Raw genomic sequence first — 23,728 nt, forward strand, 5'->3', positions numbered from 1 at the left:
GGAAAGAAAATCTATCTTCTCTTCTAATTGTTCGATTATTTTTAAAAGTTCCTCCTTCGTTTTGCCCTCGTAATGTCTCATAGAAGATTTATTGTTATTCATTAGAATATTGTAGAATTTGTTTTATCTGTTGCAAATATAAGACAATATTCCGAGACGCGGATTGTCTCCCAAGTTATTATAATATAAAAAAAACGGATAGCTTTTGCCCTACTAATCAGAATGTTCTATCTTTGCATTCATTATATATAAATGATTTACAATATGTCTACAGAATTATTCTCTACTCTGCCCTATAAGGTGGCAGATATTACGCTTGCTGATTTCGGACGCAAGGAAATCGATTTGGCAGAAAAAGAAATGCCCGGCCTGATGGCTCTTCGCGAAAAGTATGGAGAATCCAAACCGTTAAAAGGTGCCCGCATTATGGGATCGTTGCACATGACCATTCAGACGGCTGTGCTGATTGAAACGTTAGTGGCTTTAGGAGCTGAAGTACGTTGGTGCTCTTGTAATATATATTCAACGCAGGATCATGCGGCGGCTGCAATTGCTGCTACGGGTGTGCCTGTGTTTGCATGGAAGGGGGAGACTCTTGCTGATTATTGGTGGTGTACATTGCAAGCATTGAGCTTTGCAGGTGGTAAAGGACCGAATGTGATTGTAGATGATGGCGGTGACGCTACGATGATGATTCACGTAGGTTATGATGCAGAGAATAATGCTGCCGTATTGGATAAAGAAGTACATGCAGAGGACGAAATAGAACTGAATGCAATCTTGAAGAAAGTGTTGGCGGAAGACAGTACTCGCTGGCATCGTGTAGCGGAAGAAATGCGTGGCGTGTCTGAAGAAACTACGACAGGCGTACACCGTTTGTATCAGATGCAGGAAGAAGGCAAACTGTTGTTCCCGGCATTCAATGTGAATGATTCGGTCACAAAATCTAAGTTTGACAACCTGTATGGCTGCCGCGAATCGCTGGCTGACGGTATCAAGCGTGCAACGGATGTGATGATTGCCGGAAAAGTGGTGGTAGTATGTGGTTATGGTGATGTGGGTAAAGGCTGTTCTCATTCTATGCGTTCTTACGGAGCGCGGGTACTCGTGACGGAAGTAGATCCGATCTGTGCATTGCAGGCTGCCATGGAAGGCTTTGAAGTGGTGACTATGGAAGAAGCTTGCATGGAAGGCAATATTTTTGTGACTACTACAGGTAATATCGATATTATCCGTATCGACCACATGGAGAAAATGAAAGATCAGTCTATCGTTTGCAACATCGGTCATTTCGATAATGAAATTCAGGTAGATGCCTTGAAACATTATCCGGGTATCAAATGTGTGAACATCAAACCACAAGTAGACCGTTATTATTTCCCGGATGGTCACAGCATCATTCTGCTTGCTGACGGTCGTTTGGTAAATCTGGGATGTGCAACCGGTCATCCGTCATTTGTGATGAGTAATTCATTTACTAATCAGACATTGGCGCAGATAGAACTGTTCAACAAGAAATATGATATCAATGTATATCGCTTGCCGAAGCATCTGGACGAAGAAGTTGCCCGCCTGCATCTTGAAAAGATCGGCGTGAAATTGACTAAGTTGACTCCTGAACAGGCTGCCTATATTGGTGTGTCAGTGGACGGACCTTATAAAGCAGATCATTATAGATACTAATTAGATTTACGATTTGACGATTTACTATTTACGATTGATAAATGTGGGAGATCGGTATTCTACCGTTATCAATTGTAAATATTGGATTGTCAGATCGTAATTTATTTTATATTCAAACTTCAATCGTAAATAGTAAATCGTGTCATTGCAAATGAAAAAGTTTCTTCCCGACTTAATAGCCATTCTGGCTTTTATCATTCTTTCTTTCGCCTATTTTTTTCCGGCTGATATTGAAGGTCGTATCTTGTTTCAGCATGACACGGCTGCTGGAGTCGGCGCAGGACAAGAATCGAAAGAGTATCTCGAACGTACCGGAGAACGTACGCGCTGGACGAATTCGATTTTTGGAGGTATGCCTACCTATCAGATGTCTCCGAGTTACGACTCGACAACGTCCCTGAAAGGGGTGGAGAAGGTTTATCGCCTCTTTCTCCCGGATTATGTAGTGCTGACTTTTATTATGATGCTCGGATTCTATATCCTTTTGCGGGCCTTCGGAATATCGGCCTGGCTGGCAGGATTGGGCGGAGTGATATGGGCATTTTCTTCCTATTTCTTCATTCTGATACCGGCAGGGCACATTTGGAAGTTTGTGACGTTGGCTTATATTCCACCTACGATTGCGGGTGTCGTTCTGGCTTACCGGAAGAAATACTTGTTGGGCGGAATTATTACAGCGTTGTTTATCGCCCTTCAGATTCAGTCGAATCACATTCAGATGAGCTATTATTTCATGTTTGTGATCCTGTTTTTCGTGGGAGCGTACTTTGAAGATGCTTATAAAAAGAAAGAACTGCCCCATTTCTTCAAGGCCAGCGCAATTTTGGCATTGGCTGCCGTGGTAGGAGTTTGCATCAATATCTCCAATCTGTATCATACTTATGAATATAGTAAGGAGACGATGCGCGGCAAGAGCGAATTGAAGCAGGAGGGCGCTGCGGCCAGCCAGACAAGTAGCGGGTTGGACCGTGACTACATAACCAACTGGAGTTATGGTATCGGCGAGACATTGACGTTACTGGTTCCGAACGTAAAAGGAGGAGGATCAGGGTCTACGATGTCGCAAAGCGAAGTTGCTATGGCAAAGGCCAATCCAATGTATAGTGGTATTTATTCGCAGTTGCCGCAATATTTCGGTGAGCAACCGTGGACAGCCGGTCCTGTATATGTCGGGGCATTTGTGATGTTCCTGTTCGTATTGGGTTGTTTCATAGTGAAAGGTCCTCTGAAATGGGCATTGCTAGGAGCTACTATCTTCTCGATTCTGCTTTCATGGGGAAAGAATTTCATGGGATTGACGGACTTCTTTATCGATTACGTCCCGATGTACAATAAGTTCCGTGCTGTATCTTCCATTCTGGTGATTGCTGAATTTACCATTCCTTTGTTGGCGATTTTTGCTTTGAAAGAGATTTTGAGCAAACCGGATACGCTGAAGTTGAAAGAGAACCGTGGAGGGATGATTGCCACTTTGGTACTGACTGCTGGTGTTGCGTTGATTTTAGCTGTTGCTCCGGGTGCTTTCTTCTCCGGTTTTATTACGACACAAGAGATGGCTGCTTTGAAACAAGCACTTCCAGCCGAACATTTGGCTCCGTTTGTGGCAAACCTGACTGAAATGCGTGAAGCTATTATTGCTTCGGACGCATGGCGTAGTTTCTTTATTATAATGATTGGTTGCCTGTTTTTATTCTTATATCAACAGCGGAAGTTGAAAGCTTCTTTCACATTGGCTGGTATTGCGCTTTTATGTTTGATAGATATGTGGAGCATTAATAAACGCTATTTGAATGACGAACAGTTTGTGCCGAAATCCAAACAGACAGAAGCGTTTGTTAAAACACAGACGGATGAGATGATCCTTCAGGATACTACTTTAAATTATCGTGTGTTGAACTTTATAGGCTTCCCCGGTAATACGTTTAATGAAAACAACACGGCATACTGGCATAAGAGTGTCGGTGGTTATCATGCAGCGAAGCTCCGTCGCTATCAGGAAATGATCGATCATCATATCATGCCCGAAATGCAGGAAACCTATCAGGCGGTGGCTACTGCCGGCGGACAGATGGACAGTGTAGACGCTTCCAAATTCCGTGTACTGAATATGCTGAATACAAAATACTTCATTTTCCCTGCCGGCGAGCAAGGGCAGGCTGTTCCTGTGGTAAATCCTTATGCATACGGCAATGCATGGTTCGTAGATAAGGTGCAGTATGTAAATAATGCAAATGAAGAAATCGACGCTTTGAATGATATTCTTCCAACGGAAACAGCCGTAGTGGATGTGAAGTTTAAAGAACAATTGAAAGGTGTGACAGAAGGATATAAAGATTCTCTATCTACCATCCAGTTGACTAGTTACGAGCCGAATCGTTTGGTCTACAAGGCTTCCACTCCTAAAGACGGAGTTGTTGTCTTCTCCGAAATATATTATCCGGGATGGCAGGCGACTATTGACGGTCAGCTCGTCGATATTGCCCGTGCAGATTATATCTTGCGTGCGATAAATGTACCGGCAGGGGAACATACCATCGAAATGTGGTTTGATCCACAAAGCATACAGGTTACAGAAAGTATTGCTTATGCGGCACTGACTTTGTTGTTGATCGGAGTTATGGTTCTTGCGTGGACGCAGCGGAACAAGATTGCGAAGAAGTCTTAAGCGAAATGTAATAGTCATTAACCTTCATAATGTATGGTAAGGTTATAAAATAAGGGCGGCACTCCTCCTCACAAAGAGCGCCGCCCTTATTTTACATTCACTAAAAAAATACGAAAAACAAACACTGTTCATAGAAACATATTAAGTGTGATGTTTTATGAGAGTAGTTGTTTATTGTTTGTTCATTGAAAAAGGAAAATATGAATATAAACAAATAGTTTGTGGATAGTCTTATTATGCTGTAAGCTACTAAATTTGTAGCCAATAATAGAGCATTATGTTATGAAAAGACTACTATTCATTTTTTCCTTTTTTTTCTTGTTCGTGTTACGTGGGAACACACAGGAGGTAGAGATTCTGACATTAGAGGATTGTCTCCGCATTGGTATTGACAATAACTTGTCGTTAGAAGGGAAACGTAAAGAAATACAAAAAAGTAAATATGGCGTATCTGAAAACCGTTCGAAGCTGCTGCCGCAAATTAATGCGATAGCCGGTTATAATAACAATTTTGATCCTCCGGTGTCAGTCACAGACGGTTCATCTTACGGAGTTCCCTATAATATAACGAAAACATTGCAACATTCTGCTAATGCAGGACTGGAAATGCAGATGCCGCTTTTCAATCAGACTCTTTATACTTCTATGTCCATAGCTAAAGTGATGGAAGAAATCAGTCGTCTGTCTTATGGAAAAGCCAGGGAAGATGTTATTCTTCAAATCAGTAAGATGTATTATCTCGGACAGGTCACGGCCGAACAAATCATGCTGATAAAAGCAAATATCACCCGTCTGGAAGAATTGAGAGATATTACACAGGCTTTCTTCGATAATGGAATGTCTATGGAAGTCGATCTGAAAAGAGTCAATATCAATTTGGAAAATCTGAAGGTGCAATATGACAATGCACAAGCAATGATGAAACAGCAATTGAATATGCTGAAATACATTATGGATTATCCGGCTGAAAAGGAAATCGCGTTGACACCGGTAAATACCGATAGCATTACTACGGTAGCCCTGACCGGCTTGTCGGAAAATATCTATGAACTTCAACTCTCACAATCGCAAGTGCAACTGGCGGAACGGCAAAAGAAGATCATTGCTAATGGATATATCCCTTCTCTTAGTCTGACAGGCAGCTGGCGATATGCTGCATATACGGATAAAGGTTATCATTGGTTCCACTCCGGTCCGTCCAATCAATGGTTTCGTTCCTATGGAGTGGGGCTAACCTTGCGTATTCCGATTTTCGACGGACTGGATAAAACCTATAAAATAAAGAAGGCGATGATCGATATAGAGAACAAAAGACTGGCATGGGAAGATGCCCGGAAGAATCTGCAAACTCAATATCTGAATGCTGTGAACGACCTGATGAACAATCAGCGTAACTTTAAGAAACAGAAGGATAACTACTTGCTTGCCGAAGATGTGTACGCAGTCACTTCCGACCGTTACCGGGAAGGCATTGCTTCTATGACGGAAGTGCTGCAAGATGAAATGCAGATGAGTGAAGCTCAAAACAACTATATCAGCGCACATTATAACTATCGGGTGACTAACCTGATGCTGCTTAAACTGACCGGACAAATAGAATCATTAGTCAAATAATACGCAAATAACAATCATAAATATGGAAACAATGGAAAATAACCTTCCTTCCGCTACTCATCAGGAGAAAGCAAAAAAAATGAAGAAACTTCGTCGCTGGCAGATTGCTATCAGCCTTCTCGGAGTGGCTATTATTGTTTGGGGAGTGATTGAAGTGATCTGCCTTTTTTTGAATTATAGCCAGACGGAGACTAGTAACGATGCACAAATAGAACAATATGTGTCTCCTATCAATCTACGTGCTTCAGGTTACATTGACAAAATCTACTTTACAGAACATCAGGAGGTACATAAAGGAGATACTTTACTGGTACTGGATGATCGTGAATATAAAATTCGCGTAATGGAGGCTGAAGCTGCCTTGAAAGATGCGCAAGCCGGTGCGACCGTCATCAATGCTACACTCAATACTACGCAGACAACAGCATCTGTTTACGATGCGTCTATTGCCGAGATTGAAGTACGTTTGGCGAAACTGGAAAAAGACCGGAAACGATATGAGAACCTCGTGAAACGAAATGCGGCTACTCCTATCCAACTTGAACAGATTGTCACTGATTATGAAGCTACGCGTAAGAAGCTGGAAGCTACGAAAAGGCAGAAAAAAGCAGCTCTTTCCGGTGTAGATGAAGTGTCCTACCGTCGCATGAATACCGAAGCGGCTATTCAAAGAGCAACAGCTGCGCTCGAAATGGCCCGGTTGAATCTTTCCTATACGGTTGTAATAGCTCCTTGTGACGGAAAACTCGGCCGTCGCTCATTAGAGGAAGGACAGTTTATTTCGGCAGGGCAGACCATCACCTATATTCTTCCTGATACCCAGAAATGGATCGTTGCCAATTATAAGGAGACACAAATCGAGAACCTGCATATCGGACAGGAAGTATTTGTCACAGTAGATGCCATTAGCGATAAAGAGTTTAAAGGCAAAGTCACCTCTATATCAGGAGCTACCGGCTCCAAATATTCATTAGTGCCGACCGATAACTCCGCAGGCAACTTTGTGAAGATCCAACAGCGCATCCCCGTACGCATCGACTTTACCGATTTATCAAAAGAAGACAACGAACGATTAGCAGCAGGCATGATGGTAGTAGTGAAAGCCAAACTCTAACCACCGTGCACCTATAATTCATAAATCATAATTCATAAATCAAAAATTAATGCCCTCTTATCCCAAAAATTATCCTTTCTATAGCTGGATGCCCAAACCGTTGGGTATTATCATTCTGTTATTTTTCTTTCTGCCGATTCTTACGGTAGGCGGGGTTTATTCGGTGAATAGCACCGAAATGATGAGCGGGCTTGGCATTATATCCGAGCATATCCAGTTTGCCAACTTTGTTACTTCTATTGGTATGGCAGCCTTTGCTCCTTTCCTATATCAGTTGGTGTGTGTGCGGCGGGAGAAGATGATGTGTATTGTCGGGTTTGCGTTCATGTATATATTCAGTTATATCTGTGCAAAGACAGACAGCGTTTTTCTGTTGGCGCTTTGTAGTCTTCTGACGGGTTTCTTGCGTATGGTACTGATGATGGTCAATCTGTTCACACTCATTTGGTATGCGGGTGGAATGGAAGCTACCCGCAATATTACTCCGGGGTTGGAGCCGAAAGATACTGCCGGTTGGAATAAATTGGACATTGAAAGATGTGTGAGTCAGCCGGCTGTTTATCTGTTTTTTATGATTCTAGGACAGTCGGGCACAGCATTGACGGCTTGGCTGTCCTTTGAATATGAGTGGAAATATGTGTATTGCTTTATGATGGGGATTCTCCTGATCTCTATTTTGCTCTTGTTTATTACCATGCCGAATTATAAGTTTCCCGGAAGGTTTCCTATTAATTTCCGTAAGTTCGGCAATGTCACTGCATTTTGCATCTCGCTGACTTGTCTCACGTATGTGCTGGTTTATGGAAAAGTACTCGACTGGTATGATGACGAATCTATCCGTTGGGCGACAGCTGTAAGTATTCTTTTTGCGGGAATTTTTCTATATATGGACGTAACGCGCCGGTCGCCTTATGTTTTGCTGGATGCGTTCAAACTGCGTACTATACGTATGGGAGCATTACTTTACTTATTATTGATGGTGATAAACTCCAGTGCTATGTTTGTCAATGTGTTTGCAGGAGTGGGGATGCATCTCGATAATCTGCAAAATGCTTCATTAGGTAATTGGTGTATGGTAGGTTATGCTATTGGCGCCGTGATTGCTATGGTGTTGGGAGGTAAAGGGTTACATTTTAAGTATCTGTTTGCGATGGGATTCTTCTTCCTGTCTTTATCAGCTGTTTTTATGTATTTCGAGGTGCAGACAGCAGGAGTTTACGAGCGTCTGAAATATGCAGTTATCATCCGTGCCACAGGCATGATGATTCTGTATGCGCTGACGGCTGCTTATGCCAATCAACGTATGCCTTTTAAATATCTTTCCACCTGGATCTGTATTATGCTTACTGTGCGTATGGTTGTGGGACCGAGTATCGGCGGAGCAATTTATACAAATGTTTTGCAGGAGCGGCAGCAACACTATATAACCCGTTATGCGCAAAATGTGGACCTGCTTAATCCGGATGCTTCCACTTCCTTCCTTGGTACGGTACAAGGTATGAAATATCAGGGAAAGAGTGAGACGGAAGCCCGTAACATGGCTGCTATATCTACCAAAGGGCGTATTCAGGTGCAGGCCACGCTCTCTGCACTCAAAGAGATGGCGGGATGGACAATTTATGGTGGGTTAATTTGTATGATATTTGTGCTCGTTGTTCCTTATCCTAAACGAAAATTGCTAACTTAGCGTCGTTTTTGATAATGATCTGTTAATATATTAGTATGATGGATAGCGGACAAGATCGTTTATTGCAGTTTGAACGCGATTTGTTAAGTGGGAAAAATATATGTAGCTCCGAAGGGATATTTGTAAATTTTCCACCCTCACTGAAGAAACCTTTTCAAATGAAAGGACTGGGGCTGATTATTTGCCGCCAGGGTAATTTCCAGTTTTCGCTTAATCAGAAAAAGCATTTCGCAGGAGCAGGCGAAAGTTTGTTTATTCCCGAAGACGGCGAGTTTCAGGTTTTGCAAGAGTCGGAAGACATGGAGGTACGGATTTTGATTTATCAGATAGAACCGATCCGGGATATTATGGGGAATCTGGTTGTTTCCATGTATATGTATTCCCGCCTTACTCCCGAAGAACCTTCTTGTGTCTGGTCTACTGGTGAGGAAGAAGAGATCGTAAAGTATATGTCCTTATTGGACAATGTGTTACAGTCGGAAGAAAATTCATTTAAACTTTATGAGCAGAAATTACTTCTACTTGCATTGACGTACAGGATCTGCTCTATTTATAATCGCAAACTCGTCAATGACGGGCGGGAAGTGGGAGGACGCAAAAACGAAGTCTTTATTCACTTGATCCAGTTAATCGAAAAATATTATATGCAGGAACGGGGTGTTGAGTTTTATGCGGATAAATTGTGTTTGTCTCCTAAATATCTTTCTGCCGTTTCTAAAAGTATCTGCGGATATACCGTGCAGGAACTTGTATTCAAAGCTATCATTCGTAAGAGCATCTCATTGCTTAAAAATACGCAGAAAGATATTCAGGAGATTTCAAATGCTTTCGGCTTCCCCAATGCTTCTTATTTCGGTACGTTCTTTAAGAAGCAGGTTGGGGTTTCACCGCAGCAATATCGGAAGAATCTTTAAACGTTTATTCTTTTTCACCGTAGGCAAGATCGCCCGCATCGCCCAGTCCCGGAACAATGTAAGAATGTTCGTTGAGTTCGGGATCGATGGCTGCGCACCAGATTGTTGTCTTGTCTTTCGGAAATACATTCTTTATATGATCGATAGCCTTTTGGCTGGCGATAATCGAAGCAACATGAATTTCAGCAGGGTGTCCTTTCGTCAGCATTGCCTGGTAACTAAGTTCCATACTCCCCCCAGTTGCCAGCATAGGATCGGTGATAATCAGCGTTTTGTCATCAATGCGGGGAGAAGCGATATATTCTATATGTATATCGAATTTTAGCGTATCTTTATATTTGCGGTAAGCGGAAACAAACGCATTCTCCGCCCTGTCGAAATAGCTAAGGAAACCTTGATGGAAAGGCAGACCAGCACGCAGGATCGTACTGATTACTAAATTGTTGTCCGGTGTACTGACCGGAGCGATTCCCAGTGGTGTCTGGATGTTCTTTACCGAGTATTTAAACTCTTTACTCATTTCATAAGCCATGATTTCTCCGATCCGTTCGATGTTACGGCGGAAACGCAGGCGGTCGTTCTGAACTTCTACATTTCTAATTTCGGATATGTACTGGTTTAGAATCGAATTAGTTTGGCCAAAATCAATTACTTTCATATTATATTTTAATCAAATTTTAATCTCATTTTCATAGTATTGATAACATACTGGCTTGCAAAGTAAACGATAATCTTTCAAATTGCAATATTCAGTTTGCAGATATTGTTAGGAATTTATAAAAGAGTTTCAATTAGGGAAAAATTTCTCTAATACCTTCTTCCTTTCCAAAGAAAGTATTACTTTTGTAGCCGGATTTACAAGGGGGTATCCAAAGCTCCCCATGTTAAGGTGAAAAGAGATAGAAAACAAAATACCAATTTTAATTAATTCAAAGAAAATGGCAAATTTAGATTTAAGCAAGTACGGCATCACAGGTGTGACTGAGATTTTGCACAATCCGTCTTATGATGTTTTGTTCGCTGAGGAAACAAAACCGAGTCTGGAAGGCTTTGAAAAAGGTCAAGTTACTGAATTAGGCGCTGTGAATGTAATGACAGGTATCTACACCGGTCGTTCTCCTAAAGATAAATTCTTCGTTAAGAATGAAGCTTCTGCTGATTCTGTATGGTGGACTTCCGAAGAATATAAAAACGATAACAAACCATGTACTGAAGAAGCTTGGGCTGACTTGAAAGCTAAAGCTGTAAAACAACTTTCCGGCAAACGTTTGTTCGTTGTTGATACTTTCTGTGGTGCTAACGAAGCTACTCGTATGAAAGTACGTTTCATCATGGAAGTAGCTTGGCAGGCTCATTTCGTAACTAACATGTTCATTCGCCCGACTGCTGAAGAACTTGCTAACTACGGAGAACCTGATTTCGTATGTTTCAACGCTTCTAAAGCAAAAGTTGACAACTACAAAGAACTGGGCTTGAACTCTGAAACTGCTACAGTATTCAACCTGAAGACTAAAGAACAAGTAATCCTGAATACTTGGTACGGTGGTGAAATGAAGAAAGGTATGTTCTCTATCATGAACTACATGAACCCGCTTCGTGGTATCGCTTCTATGCACTGCTCTGCTAACACTGATATGGAAGGAACTAGCTCTGCTATCTTCTTCGGATTGTCTGGTACAGGTAAGACTACTTTGTCTACTGACCCGAAACGTAAATTGATCGGTGACGACGAACACGGATGGGATAACGAAGGTGTATTCAACTACGAAGGTGGTTGCTACGCTAAGGTTATCAACTTGGATAAAGAAAGCGAACCAGATATCTACAATGCTATCAAACGTGACGCTTTACTTGAAAACGTAACTGTTGACGCTAACGGTAAGATTGATTTCACTGACAAGAGCGTGACTGAAAACACTCGTGTTTCTTATCCTATCTATCACATCGAAAACATCGTTAAACCGGTTTCTAAAGGTCCTCACGCAAAACAAGTTATCTTCTTGTCGGCTGATGCGTTCGGTGTATTGCCTCCAGTATCTATCCTGAACCCGGAACAGGCTCAATACTACTTCTTGTCTGGATTTACAGCTAAATTGGCTGGTACGGAACGTGGTATCACTGAACCGACTCCGACATTCTCGGCTTGTTTCGGTGCTGCTTTCTTGTCATTGCACCCAACTAAATATGCAGAAGAACTGGTTAAGAAGATGGAGATGACTGGTGCTAAAGCATACTTGGTTAACACTGGATGGAATGGTTCTGGTAAACGTATCTCTATCAAAGATACTCGTGGTATTATCGACGCTATCCTTGACGGTTCTATCGACAAAGCTCCTACTAAGGTTATTCCTTTCTTCGACTTTGTTGTTCCTACAGAACTTCCGGGTGTTGATCCGAAGATCCTTGACCCACGCGACACTTACGAATGTGCTTGCCAATGGGAAGAAAAAGCTAAAGATTTGGCTGGACGTTTCATCAAGAACTTCGCTAAATTTACTGGTAACGAAGCTGGTAAGGCTTTGGTTGCTGCTGGTCCGAAACTCTAATTGGAGAATCAGATATAATATGGAAGGCGGTTCGATTTCGAACCGCCTTTTTTATTGCTATACTGTGTCTTTCTATGAAAAGGAATACTGTCTGTTTAGTTTTTTTCCTATATTTGTCAAAACGAGACTATTTACTTTTAAAGACAGCTATGACGTATCTGGATACAGACAAACAGACCTATGCGGATTTAAGCATAACGGAGACTGCAAACAATGAGCAGTTTCTTTTCTCTTTGTTTTCTAAAACAGAGACGAAAGAAGGAAAATCATTGATGATGAACTGGGTTATGTATCCGCTAAGTGATTTGGATATGATCCGCAAAAGGCAGGAGGCTGTTGCGTGGGATGCTTTACCTGAACTTCTTTTGAATGAAGAAGAACTGGATTTTATTGAATATTATCTGGCTTATCGCGACCAGATCAGGGAAGCACACGTCTTACTGTCATGTGCTACTGTCATAGATCGCCTGTTGAGATATGATTCAACCCGTTATGTTATTTGTCGGGGAGTGAAATTGGTAATACATTTGCTGCATTGTTTGGAGAGGTGGGCGAAAGAATTGGATGAGGATGCCCCACAATTGATGAAGGAGTCAGCCCGTATGGTGAATGATATTTTGTCCGGAAGTGAATTAGGTGAAGTCTTGGAACAGACTTCTGGCGAAGAAAGGCGGCTATCTAATTATACGATAGATAAATACGATTATCTATTTCGATGTACCCGTTTGTTGTCTTTGAAAGAATTATTATCAGTTTTGTATTTATTGGATGTCTGTCGGACAGCTCACCGGGTAGCGAGAGAGAAAAATTTCTGTTGTACACCGAAAGTGGTGGAAACAATGGATTTTTCGGTTGAGGGTGTAGTTCATCCTTTTGTGAAAAATGTACGGGAGAATAGCTGGGTGATGTCTCGGGGAAATATCAGTATTTTTACGGGTTCTAACATGGCGGGAAAGTCAACCACTTTAAAAGCACTGACTTTGGCTGTCTGGCTGGCGCATTGTGGACTGCCTGTCCCGGTGAAGTCAATGGTTTGTCCTCTTTACGAAGGTATTTATACTTCTATTAATTTGCCGGACTCTTTGCGTGACGGGCGAAGCCATTTCATGGCAGAGGTTCTTCGTATAAAAGAAGTGATGCAAAAAGCGCTTACAGGAAAACGTTGTTTGGTCGTTTTGGATGAAATGTTTCGCGGAACTAACGCTAAGGATGCTTTTGAGGCTTCTCTTGCAGTCAATGAATTATTGAAAAGATTCTCTTGTTGCCATTTCCTTATATCAACTCATATTCTGGAGTATGCGAAAGCATTTGAAAAAGATCCTGCCTGTTGTTTTTATTATATGGAAGCGGAAATTATTGACGATGCATTTGTTTGTCATCATCGGCTATTGCAGGGGATTTCGGAGGCTAGGGTAGGATATTGGGTCGTGAAAAAACTACTGGCCGGTTTGATATAGTTTCACCTTATTATTGTGTCCATTAAGACAGTATTTTATTTTTATTAAAGGCATATTTTGATTACTTTTGTACAAACCATATACGAGAGAATAATCTTGAATAATAATGCGACAACCATGAAGAAACTCTATTTCTTTCTTATCTGCTCTTTGTTTCTTGTCTCCGGACTTTACGCGGGTGAAACTGATTATACCAAAGGACTTTCCATCTGGTTTGATACTCCCAATACTTTGCAGGGGTATGCCGTGTGGTATGGGGGAAGACCGGATCTGTGGAAAGGTGGTGATAAACCGGAAACAGCAGGAAATGCAGGTCATAATCCGGATCCCGCTTGGGAATCGCAATCATTACCGATAGGGAATGGTAGTTTAGGTGCGAATATCATGGGGTCGGTGGAAGCTGAACGTATTACCTTTAACGAAAAAACGCTTTGGCGTGGCGGTCCGAATACAGCGAAAGGGGCGGACTATTATTGGAATGTCAATAAACAGTCGGCTCATCTTTTGGATGAAATACGTAAGGCATTTACGGAAGGAAATCAGGAAAAGGCTGAAATGCTGACACGTCAAAACTTCAACAGTGAGGTGTCTTATGATGCTGACGGAGAAACACCTTTCCGTTTCGGCAGTTTTACTACCATGGGAGAGTTTTATGTAGAAACGGGATTGAATATTATAGGGATGAGTGACTATAAACGTATCCTTTCTTTGGACTCTGCAATGGCAGTTGTTCAGTTTAAAAAGGATCATGTGGTTTATCAGCGCAATTATTTCATTTCTTATCCTGCCAATGTGATGGTGATGCGTTTCAGTGCGGATCAACCGGGTAAACAAAACTTGGTTTTCAGTTATGCGCCTAATCCGGTGTCTACCGGGAATATGGCTTCTGACAGTAATAAAGGACTGGTGTATTCCGCATCTCTGGACAATAACGGAATGAAATATGTCGTTCGTATTCAGGCGGAGACAAAAGGCGGAACCTTGTCTAATGCAGATGGAAAACTGATGGTGAAAGGTGCGGATGAAGTTGTGTTTTATATTACGGCTGATACTGATTATAAACCTGACTTTGATCCGGATTTTAAAGATCCGAAGACGTATGTGGGTGTCAATCCGGAAGAAACAACCAAGGAATGGATGAATAACGCAGTGTCACAGGGGTATACTGCTTTGTTTAGTCAGCATTACAATGATTATGCTGCTTTGTTCGATCGGGTTAAATTGAATCTGAATCCGGCGATCAAGGGAAGAAATCTGCCGACTCCCCAGCGCTTGAAAAACTACCGGGCAGGACAGCCGGATTATGATCTGGAAGAATTATATTTTCAATTCGGTCGCTATCTGTTGATTTCAAGTTCCCGTCCAGGCAATATGCCGGCGAATTTGCAGGGTATCTGGCATAATAATGTCGATGGACCGTGGCGTGTGGACTATCATAATAATATCAATATTCAGATGAATTATTGGCCGGCCTGCTCCACTAACCTAAATGAATGTATGCTTCCATTGGTCGATTTCATTCGTACGCTGGTAAAACCGGGCGAAAAGACCGCGAAATCTTATTTTGGTGCCAGAGGATGGACGGCATCCATTTCCGGAAATATATTCGGATTTACCACTCCGTTGGAAAGTCAGGATATGTCGTGGAACTTCAATCCTATGGCAGGTCCCTGGTTGGCTACTCATATCTGGGAGTATTATGATTATACAAGAGATCTTACATTCCTGAAAGAAACGGGTTATGAGTTGATAAAAAGTAGTGCGGACTTTGCTGTCGATTATTTGTGGCATAAACCGGATGGAACATATACGGCTGCTCCATCTACTTCGCCGGAGCATGGGCCTATCGATCAGGGTGCTACCTTTGTGCATGCCGTTGTACGTGAGATTTTGCTGGATGCAATCGAGGCGAGCAAAGTGTTGGGCGTAGATAAGAAAGAACGTAAGCAGTGGGAGCATGTGCTTGCCAATCTCGTTCCTTATAAAATAGGGCGGTATGGTCAGTTGATGGAATGGTCGGTAGATATTGATGATCCGAAAGACGAGCATCGCCATGTGAATCATTTGTTCGGACTGCATCCGGGGCATACGGTTTCTCCGGTCACCACTCCCGAACTGGCGAAAGCTGCTAAAGTAGTACTGGTGCATCGTGGTGACGGGGCTACTGGTTGGAGCATGGGCTGGAAGTTGAATCAATGGGCGCGTTTGCAAGATGGTAATCATGCTTATACCTTGTTTGGCAATTTGTTGAAGAACGGCACGCTGGATAATTTATGGGATACACATTCGCCTTTCCAGATTGACGGAAACTTTGGCGGAACAGCCGGTATTACCGAGATGTTGCTTCAAAGTCATATAGGCTTTATTCAGTTGCTGCCTGCTTTGCCGGATGCATGGAAGGGTGGGGCTGTCAGTGGTATCTGTGCAAAGGTGAAGTGGATATGGTTTGGGAGAATAATCAGCTGAAAGAAGCTGTGGTTCATTCTAATGCGGGAGGAAACTGTGTGATAAAGTATGCTGATAAGACTCTTTCTTTTAAAACGGTGAAAGGGCGTAGTTACCGGATTGAATATGATGTGACTAAAGGACTTATTAGACAGTAAATAGAAAATATCGGAAAATTAGAAAGTAGGAATGGTATTAGAGTATTTGAAATTGTTCGTGACGTTTGCGAAGATTGGAATGTTTACTATTGGTGGCGGTTATGCCATGATTCCGTTAATTGAACGGGAGATAGTTGCCAAACAGTGGATGAGTAAGGAAGAATTCATGGAGATGTTTGCCTTGACGCAGTCACTACCGGGTGTGTTTGCTGTGAATATTTCTATTTTTGTAGGATATAAGTTGTATAAAGTGGGTGGGAGCTTGGTATGTGCTTTGGCTACGATTCTTCCCTCCTTTGTTATTATGATGCTGATAGCCATGTTTTTTGCACGGTTTCAAGATAATGAAGTGATGATTCGCATCTTTAATGGAATACGTCCTGCCGTGGTAGCGTTGATTTTGTTTCCTTGTATTTCTGCTGTAAGAGCTCTGAAACTGAAATACCTTCAGTTGGTTGCTCCTGCCATAGCTACTCTTTTGATTTGGCAGTTTGGACTGTCTCCTATTTATATTGTATTGGCAGGAATTCTGGGAGGATTGGTATATACATTGTGGTTGAAAGAAAAAATAATGAATAAAGAGGTATGATATATTTGCAATTACTTTGGGTGTATCTTAAAATAGGTATGTTCGGTTTTGGAGGTGGATATGCGATGCTTTCCCTTATTCAACATGAGATAGTGGATATTCATCATTGGCTGACTCCCCAGCAGTTTACGGATGTGGTGGCGATTTCGCAAATGACTCCGGGGCCGATTGGTATCAATAGTGCTACTTATGTAGGGTATGCGGTAACGCAAAGCGTGTGGGGAGCGGTGCTAGCTACGGTAGCGGTTTGTTTACCTTCTTTTATTCTGGTGTTGCTCATTTCTTATTTCTTTGCGAAGTGTAAGGATAACAAGTATATTAAGGCGGCTATGTCCGGACTGCTACCTATGTCGGTTGCTTTGATTGCTTCGGCTGCATTGCTTATGATGAATAGAGAAAATTTTATGGACTATAAAAGTATCGGTATTTTTGCGGCAGCCTTTTTGGTTACATGGAAATGGAATCTTCACCCTATCCTGTTGATTTGTCTGGCGGGTGTGGTAGGATTGTTGTTGTATTAGTAATGCTTGTGATACTTACAGAAAAAAATAAAATCCCGGTAAAACACTGCGTTTCACCAGGATTTCTATTATAATATAATGAAAGAATGGTTAGTTCTTGTTGGCACGTTTACGTTCGATTTCGTCCAAAATCACTTTACGCATACGCATTGCCTTTGGAGTAACTTCTACATATTCGTCTTCCTTAATATATTCCAATGCTTCTTCAAGTGAGAACTGGATAGGCGGAATCAGACGTACTTTGTCATCCGAACCGGAAGCACGCATATTCGTCAGCTTCTTCGATTTGGTTACGTTGATAACCAAGTCGTTGTCGTGAGAGTGCTCGCCTACTACCTGTCCTGCATAGACTTCGTCCTGCGGGAAAATAAAGAACTTACCGCGATCCTGTAATTTGTCGATGGCGTAAGCAAAAGCTGTTCCGCTTTCCATAGCAATCATAGAACCATTGGTACGACGTTCAATTTCTCCTTTGTGCGGCTGATATTCTTTGAAACGGTGTGCCATAATGGCTTCACCGGCAGAGGCCGTCAGTACATTGGTACGCAAACCGATGATACCGCGTGAAGGCATATTGAATTCAAGATTGATGCGTTCGCCTGTATTTTCCATCTTTACCATTTCACCTTTACGGCGGGTAACCATATCAATAATTTTGCTGGAATATTCTTCCGGTACGTTGATGGTCAACTCTTCAATCGGTTCGCATTTCACACCGTCGATTTCTCTGAAGATAACCTGTGGCTGACCTACCTGCAATTCATATCCTTCGCGACGCATTGTTTCAATCAATACAGAAAGGTGGAGTACACCACGGCCGGAAACAATCCATTTACCGTCTTCTTCACTCTTTCTTACGCGGAGGGCCAGGTTCTTGTCGAGTTCCTTCATCAGACGGTCGTGGATGTGGCGTGAAGTCACAAACTTACCATCCTTACCGAAGAAAGGAGAATCGTTGATAGCAAACAACATACTCATGGTCGGTTCGTCAATTGCGATGGGTGGCAGTGCTTCCGGACTTTCGAAATCACAAACTGTATCTCCAATCTCGAATCCGTCAATACCTACCAGCGCGCAGATGTCACCGGAAGAAACCTCATTTGTTTTCACACGGCCTAAACCTTCGAAAACATGGAGTTCTTTAATTTTGCTCTTGAACATATCGCCGTTACGTTTCACAAGCGTTATATTCATACCTTCTTTTAATGTACCACGATGTACGCGACCTACGGCAATACGACCGGTATAAGAAGAATAATCCAGAGAAGTAATCAACATCTGGGGAGTACCTTCCAACTGTTGCGGTGCCGGAATGTTTTCGACGATACAATCCAGTAGCGGAGTGATGCTGTCAGTTTGTTGTTGCCAGTCGGTGCTCATCCAGTTGTTTTTGGCGGAACCGTAAATCACGGGGAAGTCCAACTGATCTTCCGTTGCGTTCAAGCTGAACATCAAGTCGAAAACCATCTCGTAAACTTCTTCCGGGCGGCAGTTAGGTTTATCTACCTTATTAACTACCACAATGGGTTTCAAACCGATTTCGAGCGCTTTTTGCAGTACGAAACGAGTCTGTGGCATCGGACCTTCGAAGGCATCTACCAACAGAATACAGCCATCGGCCATATTCAATACACGTTCTACTTCACCACCGAAGTCGCTGTGTCCCGGAGTATCAATAATATTAATTTTTGTACCGTTGTAATTGATGGATACGTTTTTGGAGAGAATCGTTATACCACGTTCACGTTCCAAATCGTTGTTATCCAGGATAAGTTCACCACTATTTTGGTTGCTGCGGAATAAATTTCCGGCCAATAGCATCTTGTCAACCAGCGTTGTTTTCCCATGGTCAACATGGGCAATGATTGCAATGTTTCGAATATTTTGCATATAATACCTATTATTTGGCTGCAAAGGTACGAAAATAGGATTAGAAATATGCGCAATGATAGCAATTTTTTCTTGTAAATCGTTGTGTGATATAAAGATAATGCCTATCTTTGCACGCTCAAAAGAATAATTTATCAATTAAAATTCTAAGAATTATGTATTTAGACGCTGCTAAAAAGCAAGAAATCTTCGGAAAGTACGGAAAGTCTAACACTGACACCGGCTCAGCTGAGGCCCAAGTGGCATTGTTTTCCTACCGTATTTCTCACCTGACTGAGCACATGAAGCTCAACAGAAAAGATTATAGTACTGAAAGAGCGTTAACAATGTTGGTAGGTAAGCGTCGTCGCTTACTCGACTACCTGAAAGCAAGAGATATCGAAAGATATCGTGCTATTGTTAAAGAGCTCGGTTTGCGTAAGTAATCTACTTGTCGCGAAAAGATTTAAAGCCGTTCCTCTATCATGAGGAACGGCTTTTTTTTAGTTTCTTCTTTTTCTTCCTGATAGTCGTATTTTCTTCGGTTATAATTGTGTTCATCTAAAGATTTTGCTATTTTTGCAGCTTAATTATTATAATTTATCACCTTTGATAACTAAAATGCTTTCAAAATGGATACAAGTAAGATTGTTGGCGAGAAAATTAAAGCCCTCCGCGAAGATAAATCAATAAGCATAGAAGAGTTGGCGCAACGTTCAGGTTTGGCTATCGAACAGGTTGAACGTATTGAGAATAACATTGATATACCTTCTCTCGCACCGCTGATTAAGATTGCGCGTGTGTTGGGAGTACGTCTGGGTACTTTCCTTGATGATCAGGATGAAGTCGGACCGGTCGTATGCCGTAAGAAAGAGGCCAAGGATGCGATCAGTTTTTCCAATAATGCGATTCACTCTCGCAAACACATGGAATATCACTCGTTGTCCAAGTCAAAGGCGGACCGTCACATGGAACCGTTTATTATCGATGTGATGCCGACGGAAGATACTGACTTCGTGCTTTCTTCTCATGAAGGAGAAGAGTTTATCATGGTTATGGAAGGTATCATGGAAATCAGCTATGGCAAGAACACCTATCTGCTGGAAGAGGGTGATAGCATTTATTATGATTCCATTGTTCCTCATCATGTACATGCTTATGAGGGACAGGCTGCAAAAATCCTGGCAGTAGTTTACACACCGATTTAATGAAATAGTAGGAACCAAGACTTAAGTATAATTACATGCAATTATTTGATCGTACTTTGGGGCAGTGGCTGGAACACTGGGCTGAAGAGACTCCCGATAAGGAATATATCGTATATTCCGACCGAAATCTCCGTTTTACCTGGAGTCAGTTGAACCGTCGTGTGGATGATATGGCAAAAGGGCTTATTGCCATTGGTGTGGAACGTGGTACTCATGTGGGTATCTGGGCGGCTAATGTTCCCGATTGGTTGACATTGCTATATGCCTGCGCGAAGATTGGTGCGGTATATGTTACAGTGAATACGAACTACAAGCAATCGGAGTTGGAGTATCTTTGCCAGAACTCGGATATGCATACACTTTGTATTGTGAATGGTGAGAAGGATAGTGATTTTGTGCAGATGACATACACGATGCTTCCTGAATTGAAGACTTGTGAGCGTGGACATTTGAAGAGCGAACGTTTTCCATATATGAGGAATGTAGTATATGTAGGTCAGGAAAAACATCGTGGTATGTATAATACAGCGGAGATCCTGCTGTTGGGAGATAATGTGGAAGATGGCCGTTTGAACGAACTAAAAAGCAAAGTGGATTGTCACGATGTAGTAAATATGCAATATACCTCGGGCACTACCGGTTTCCCGAAAGGGGTGATGTTGACACATTATAATATCACCAATAATGGATTTCTGACTGGTGAACACATGAAGTTCACGGCAGATGACAAACTTTGTTGTTGCGTTCCGTTGTTCCATTGTTTTGGGGTAGTATTGGCTACCATGAACTGTCTGACTCATGGTTGTACACAAGTGATGGTAGAACGTTTCGACCCGTTGGTTGTGCTGGCCTCTATTCATAAAGAACGTTGTACGGCTCTTTACGGAGTGCCGACTATGTTTATTGCTGAATTGCATCATCCGATGTTCGATCTCTTTGATATGTCTTGTCTTCGTACAGGTATTATGGCAGGTTCTCTGTGTCCTGTCGAACTGATGAAGCAGGTGGAAGAGAAGATGTATATGAAGGTGACCAGCGTCTATGGATTGACAGAAGCCGCTCCCGGTATGACGGCCACCCGTATTGATGATCCGTTCGATGTACGTTGTAATACGGTAGGACATGATTTCGAATTTACGGAGGTGAAGGTGATTGATCCTGAAACAGGTGAAGAATGTCCGGTTGGTGTACAAGGTGAAATGTGTAACCGTGGTTATAATACCATGAAAGGATATTATAAGAATCCGGAAGCAACGGCGGAAGTGCTTGATGAAAACAACTTCTTGCATTCCGGCGACTTGGGTATCAAGGATGAAGATGGAAATTACCGGATTACCGGACGTATCAAAGATATGATTATTCGTGGCGGCGAGAATATTTATCCGCGCGAAATAGAAGAGTTTCTTTATAAGCTTGATGGAGTGAAAGATGTTCAGGTGGCTGGTATTCCTTCTAAAAAGTATGGTGAGGCAGTCGGAGCATTTATTATTTTGCAGGAAGGAGTACAGATGCAGGAAGCCGATGTACGTGATTTCTGCAGAAATAAAATATCTCGTTATAAGATTCCGAAATATATCTTCTTTGTGAATGAATTCCCGATGACGGGTAGTGGAAAGATTCAGAAGTTCAGATTAAAAGATCTGGGACTGCAACTTTGCAAGGAGCAGGGAATAGAGATTATTTAGAAACTTATGATTATTTAAAGACACACAAAGTTTTTCGATTATAAACAGTGGACGGTGAACTCTCTGCAATCAATTATGCAGTTTGTTCACCGTCCACTGTTTGTATAGTCTTATCCGGTTTTGTCTCCGGCGTCAGGTTGCGTGTTATTAAATGAAATCATCGCCCAGTTGCATTTGGGCATCGTTTACATATTTACGGATGGCATGTTCTTCATCTTTGCGACAAATCAAAAGAACGTTGTCCGATTCGGCTATCAGAAATCCTTCCAGTCCATCGATAACGGCCAGTTTGCCTTTCGGAAGTACTACCATATTATCTTTACTGTTATATATAAGTGAATGGCACTTCAGCGTAACATTGCCTTCCGGGTCTCTTTCCGATAAATCATAAAGTGATCCCCAAGTTCCAAGATCGGACCAGCCAAAATCTCCTAATGATACATACACATTATCCGCTTTCTCCATAATGCCGAAGTCGATGGATACATTAGGACATGCTGGGAAGTTTTCTTCAATGAATGCTTTCTCCTTGTCGGTGGCATAAATATCTTTTCCCGGTGCCAGTTTGGAAGCTAATTCAGGCAGTAAATCTTCACTTGCTTTGATGATTGTATTTACATTCCACATAAATAGGCCGGAATTCCAATAAAATTCTCCGCTCTCTACGAATACTTTAGCTAATTCCAGTTCCGGTTTTTCAGTGAATGTTTTTACTTTATAGAAGTTTTCTCCTGCGGGTTCGTCTATTTGTATATATCCATACCCTGTTTCCGGGCGATTGGGTTTAATACCTAATGTCAGTAGCTTTTCCGAGCGTGAAACAAAATCAAGTCCTTTTTCGATAGCGGCAAGAAACTCATCCTCTTTTAAAATTAAATGGTCTGAAGGAGCGACTACGATATTGGCGTTCGGGTTCAGTGCCCGGATGTGGTAAGCGGCCCATGCTATACACGGAGCGGTATTTCGTCTTGCGGGTTCCAGCAGAATCTGTTCTTCGTTCACTTCGGGCAATTGTTCCTTCACTAAGTCCGCATACATTGCATTGGTAACGATGAAAATATTTTCTGTTGGGATAACCTTTTGGAACCGGTCGAAAGTCTGTTGTAAAAGTGAACGGCCCGTTCCGAAGAAATCTAAGAATTGTTTGGGCAATGTTTTGCGGCTAAACGGCCAGAAGCGGCTTCCAATGCCGCCACCCATAATCACGCAATAATTATCCTGGTTTGTCATGATAGTGACTCTATTTTAAAGTTTCTGCTAATGTACGGTTTATTCTCTGAATAGAGAAGTGTTTAAGATATGTTTTATTATTTTTTTCTCCTTTTTTTTGCCAAACTATTGTGGATTCAAAATAATGTCGTATCTTTGCACCGCAATTGAGAAATCAAGTATGCGCCCAGATGGCGGAATCGGTAGACGCGCTGGTCTCAAACACCAGTGGATTCACTTCCATCCCGGTTCGACCCCGGGTCTGGGTACTGAAGCGGAGAAAGTAGAAATACTTTCTCCGCTTTTCTTTTCTACTCCTCGTAACTCGTTGGTCATACCGAAATTGGGGCTCAGTCTGAAACCG

The 23,728-nt window shown here is 42.1% G+C and carries 16 protein-coding genes, 1 tRNA gene and 1 pseudogene; 15 read left to right on the forward strand and 3 right to left on the reverse strand.

Annotated features, from left to right (window positions below):
* The first annotated feature begins 264 nt into the window (after nucleotides 1-264).
* The 6 genes from ahcY to BXY_RS09285 all read left to right on the forward strand — a co-directional run bounded on the left by ahcY (nucleotide 265) and on the right by BXY_RS09285 (nucleotide 9,677).
* Nucleotides 265-1,683: an adenosylhomocysteinase gene (ahcY, locus tag BXY_RS09260; protein WP_008642653.1), complete on the forward strand. Its 1,419-nt coding sequence runs from the start codon at nucleotides 265-267 to the stop codon at nucleotides 1,681-1,683.
* A gap of 151 nt (nucleotides 1,684-1,834) precedes the next feature.
* Complete coding sequence (locus tag BXY_RS09265) at nucleotides 1,835-4,348, forward strand: YfhO family protein (RefSeq protein WP_008642651.1); 2,514 nt, start codon at nucleotides 1,835-1,837, stop codon at nucleotides 4,346-4,348.
* A gap of 282 nt (nucleotides 4,349-4,630) precedes the next feature.
* A complete protein-coding gene (locus BXY_RS09270; protein WP_008642650.1) occupies nucleotides 4,631-5,962 on the forward strand; it encodes a TolC family protein in 1,332 nt (443 codons plus the stop codon).
* A gap of 22 nt (nucleotides 5,963-5,984) precedes the next feature.
* The gene (locus BXY_RS09275; RefSeq protein ID WP_008642648.1) at nucleotides 5,985-7,076 is read left to right on the forward strand and encodes an HlyD family secretion protein; all 1,092 of its coding nucleotides are present in this window, start codon (nucleotides 5,985-5,987) and stop codon (nucleotides 7,074-7,076) included.
* Nucleotides 7,077-7,125: 49 nt separating this feature from the next.
* Nucleotides 7,126-8,763: an efflux MFS transporter permease gene (locus BXY_RS09280; RefSeq protein WP_004323802.1), complete on the forward strand. Its 1,638-nt coding sequence runs from the start codon at nucleotides 7,126-7,128 to the stop codon at nucleotides 8,761-8,763.
* 38 nt (nucleotides 8,764-8,801) lie between these two features.
* A complete protein-coding gene (locus BXY_RS09285) occupies nucleotides 8,802-9,677 on the forward strand; it encodes a helix-turn-helix domain-containing protein (protein WP_134985630.1) in 876 nt (291 codons plus the stop codon).
* Nucleotides 9,678-9,681: 4 nt separating this feature from the next.
* On the opposite strand, the gene upp is transcribed toward BXY_RS09285, so the two are convergent.
* A complete protein-coding gene (gene upp / locus BXY_RS09290; RefSeq protein ID WP_008023141.1) occupies nucleotides 9,682-10,335 on the reverse strand; it encodes a uracil phosphoribosyltransferase in 654 nt (217 codons plus the stop codon).
* A gap of 280 nt (nucleotides 10,336-10,615) precedes the next feature.
* Here upp and pckA point away from each other — a divergent pair, with 280 nt between their 5' ends.
* The 5 genes and pseudogenes from pckA to BXY_RS09315 all read left to right on the forward strand — a co-directional run bounded on the left by pckA (nucleotide 10,616) and on the right by BXY_RS09315 (nucleotide 17,393).
* Complete coding sequence (gene pckA / locus BXY_RS09295) at nucleotides 10,616-12,223, forward strand: phosphoenolpyruvate carboxykinase (ATP) (RefSeq protein ID WP_004317539.1); 1,608 nt, start codon at nucleotides 10,616-10,618, stop codon at nucleotides 12,221-12,223.
* A 149-nt stretch (nucleotides 12,224-12,372) separates the two neighbouring features.
* Nucleotides 12,373-13,680, forward strand: a complete 1,308-nt coding sequence (locus BXY_RS09300) for a MutS-related protein (protein WP_009038949.1) — start codon at nucleotides 12,373-12,375, stop codon at nucleotides 13,678-13,680.
* 117 nt (nucleotides 13,681-13,797) lie between these two features.
* A pseudogene (locus BXY_RS09305) lies at nucleotides 13,798-16,283 on the forward strand (glycosyl hydrolase family 95 catalytic domain-containing protein).
* Between the two features lie 31 nt (nucleotides 16,284-16,314).
* The gene (locus BXY_RS09310; RefSeq protein WP_004317546.1) at nucleotides 16,315-16,872 is read left to right on the forward strand and encodes a chromate transporter; all 558 of its coding nucleotides are present in this window, start codon (nucleotides 16,315-16,317) and stop codon (nucleotides 16,870-16,872) included.
* Nucleotides 16,869-17,393, forward strand: coding sequence for a chromate transporter (locus tag BXY_RS09315; RefSeq protein WP_004317547.1), 525 nt, complete (start codon nucleotides 16,869-16,871; stop codon nucleotides 17,391-17,393). Before BXY_RS09310 ends, BXY_RS09315 begins: the two co-directional genes overlap by 4 nt.
* 90 nt (nucleotides 17,394-17,483) lie before the next feature.
* On the opposite strand, the gene typA is transcribed toward BXY_RS09315, so the two are convergent.
* Entirely contained in the window at nucleotides 17,484-19,283 is a 1,800-nt protein-coding gene (gene typA / locus BXY_RS09320) for a translational GTPase TypA (RefSeq protein ID WP_004317549.1), read from the reverse strand.
* A 155-nt stretch (nucleotides 19,284-19,438) separates the two neighbouring features.
* Between typA and rpsO the strand changes: the two genes are divergently transcribed.
* The 3 genes from rpsO to BXY_RS09335 all read left to right on the forward strand — a co-directional run bounded on the left by rpsO (nucleotide 19,439) and on the right by BXY_RS09335 (nucleotide 22,155).
* Nucleotides 19,439-19,708, forward strand: coding sequence for a 30S ribosomal protein S15 (gene rpsO, locus BXY_RS09325; protein ID WP_004296393.1), 270 nt, complete (start codon nucleotides 19,439-19,441; stop codon nucleotides 19,706-19,708).
* A 186-nt stretch (nucleotides 19,709-19,894) separates the two neighbouring features.
* Nucleotides 19,895-20,470, forward strand: a complete 576-nt coding sequence (locus BXY_RS09330; RefSeq protein ID WP_004296396.1) for a helix-turn-helix domain-containing protein — start codon at nucleotides 19,895-19,897, stop codon at nucleotides 20,468-20,470.
* A gap of 35 nt (nucleotides 20,471-20,505) precedes the next feature.
* The gene (locus BXY_RS09335) at nucleotides 20,506-22,155 is read left to right on the forward strand and encodes an AMP-binding protein (protein ID WP_015531745.1); all 1,650 of its coding nucleotides are present in this window, start codon (nucleotides 20,506-20,508) and stop codon (nucleotides 22,153-22,155) included.
* A 147-nt stretch (nucleotides 22,156-22,302) separates the two neighbouring features.
* Here the strand turns inward: BXY_RS09335 and BXY_RS09340 are convergent, their stop codons facing one another.
* Nucleotides 22,303-23,385: a mannose-1-phosphate guanylyltransferase gene (locus BXY_RS09340; protein ID WP_004310696.1), complete on the reverse strand. Its 1,083-nt coding sequence runs from the start codon at nucleotides 23,383-23,385 to the stop codon at nucleotides 22,303-22,305.
* Nucleotides 23,386-23,549: 164 nt separating this feature from the next.
* Between BXY_RS09340 and BXY_RS09345 the strand changes: the two genes are divergently transcribed.
* Nucleotides 23,550-23,633 (forward strand) — tRNA-Leu (locus tag BXY_RS09345).
* Nucleotides 23,634-23,728 lie beyond the last annotated feature (95 nt).

Origin of the sequence: Bacteroides xylanisolvens XB1A (assembly GCF_000210075.1) — a bacterium.
GTDB lineage: Bacteria > Bacteroidota > Bacteroidia > Bacteroidales > Bacteroidaceae > Bacteroides > Bacteroides xylanisolvens.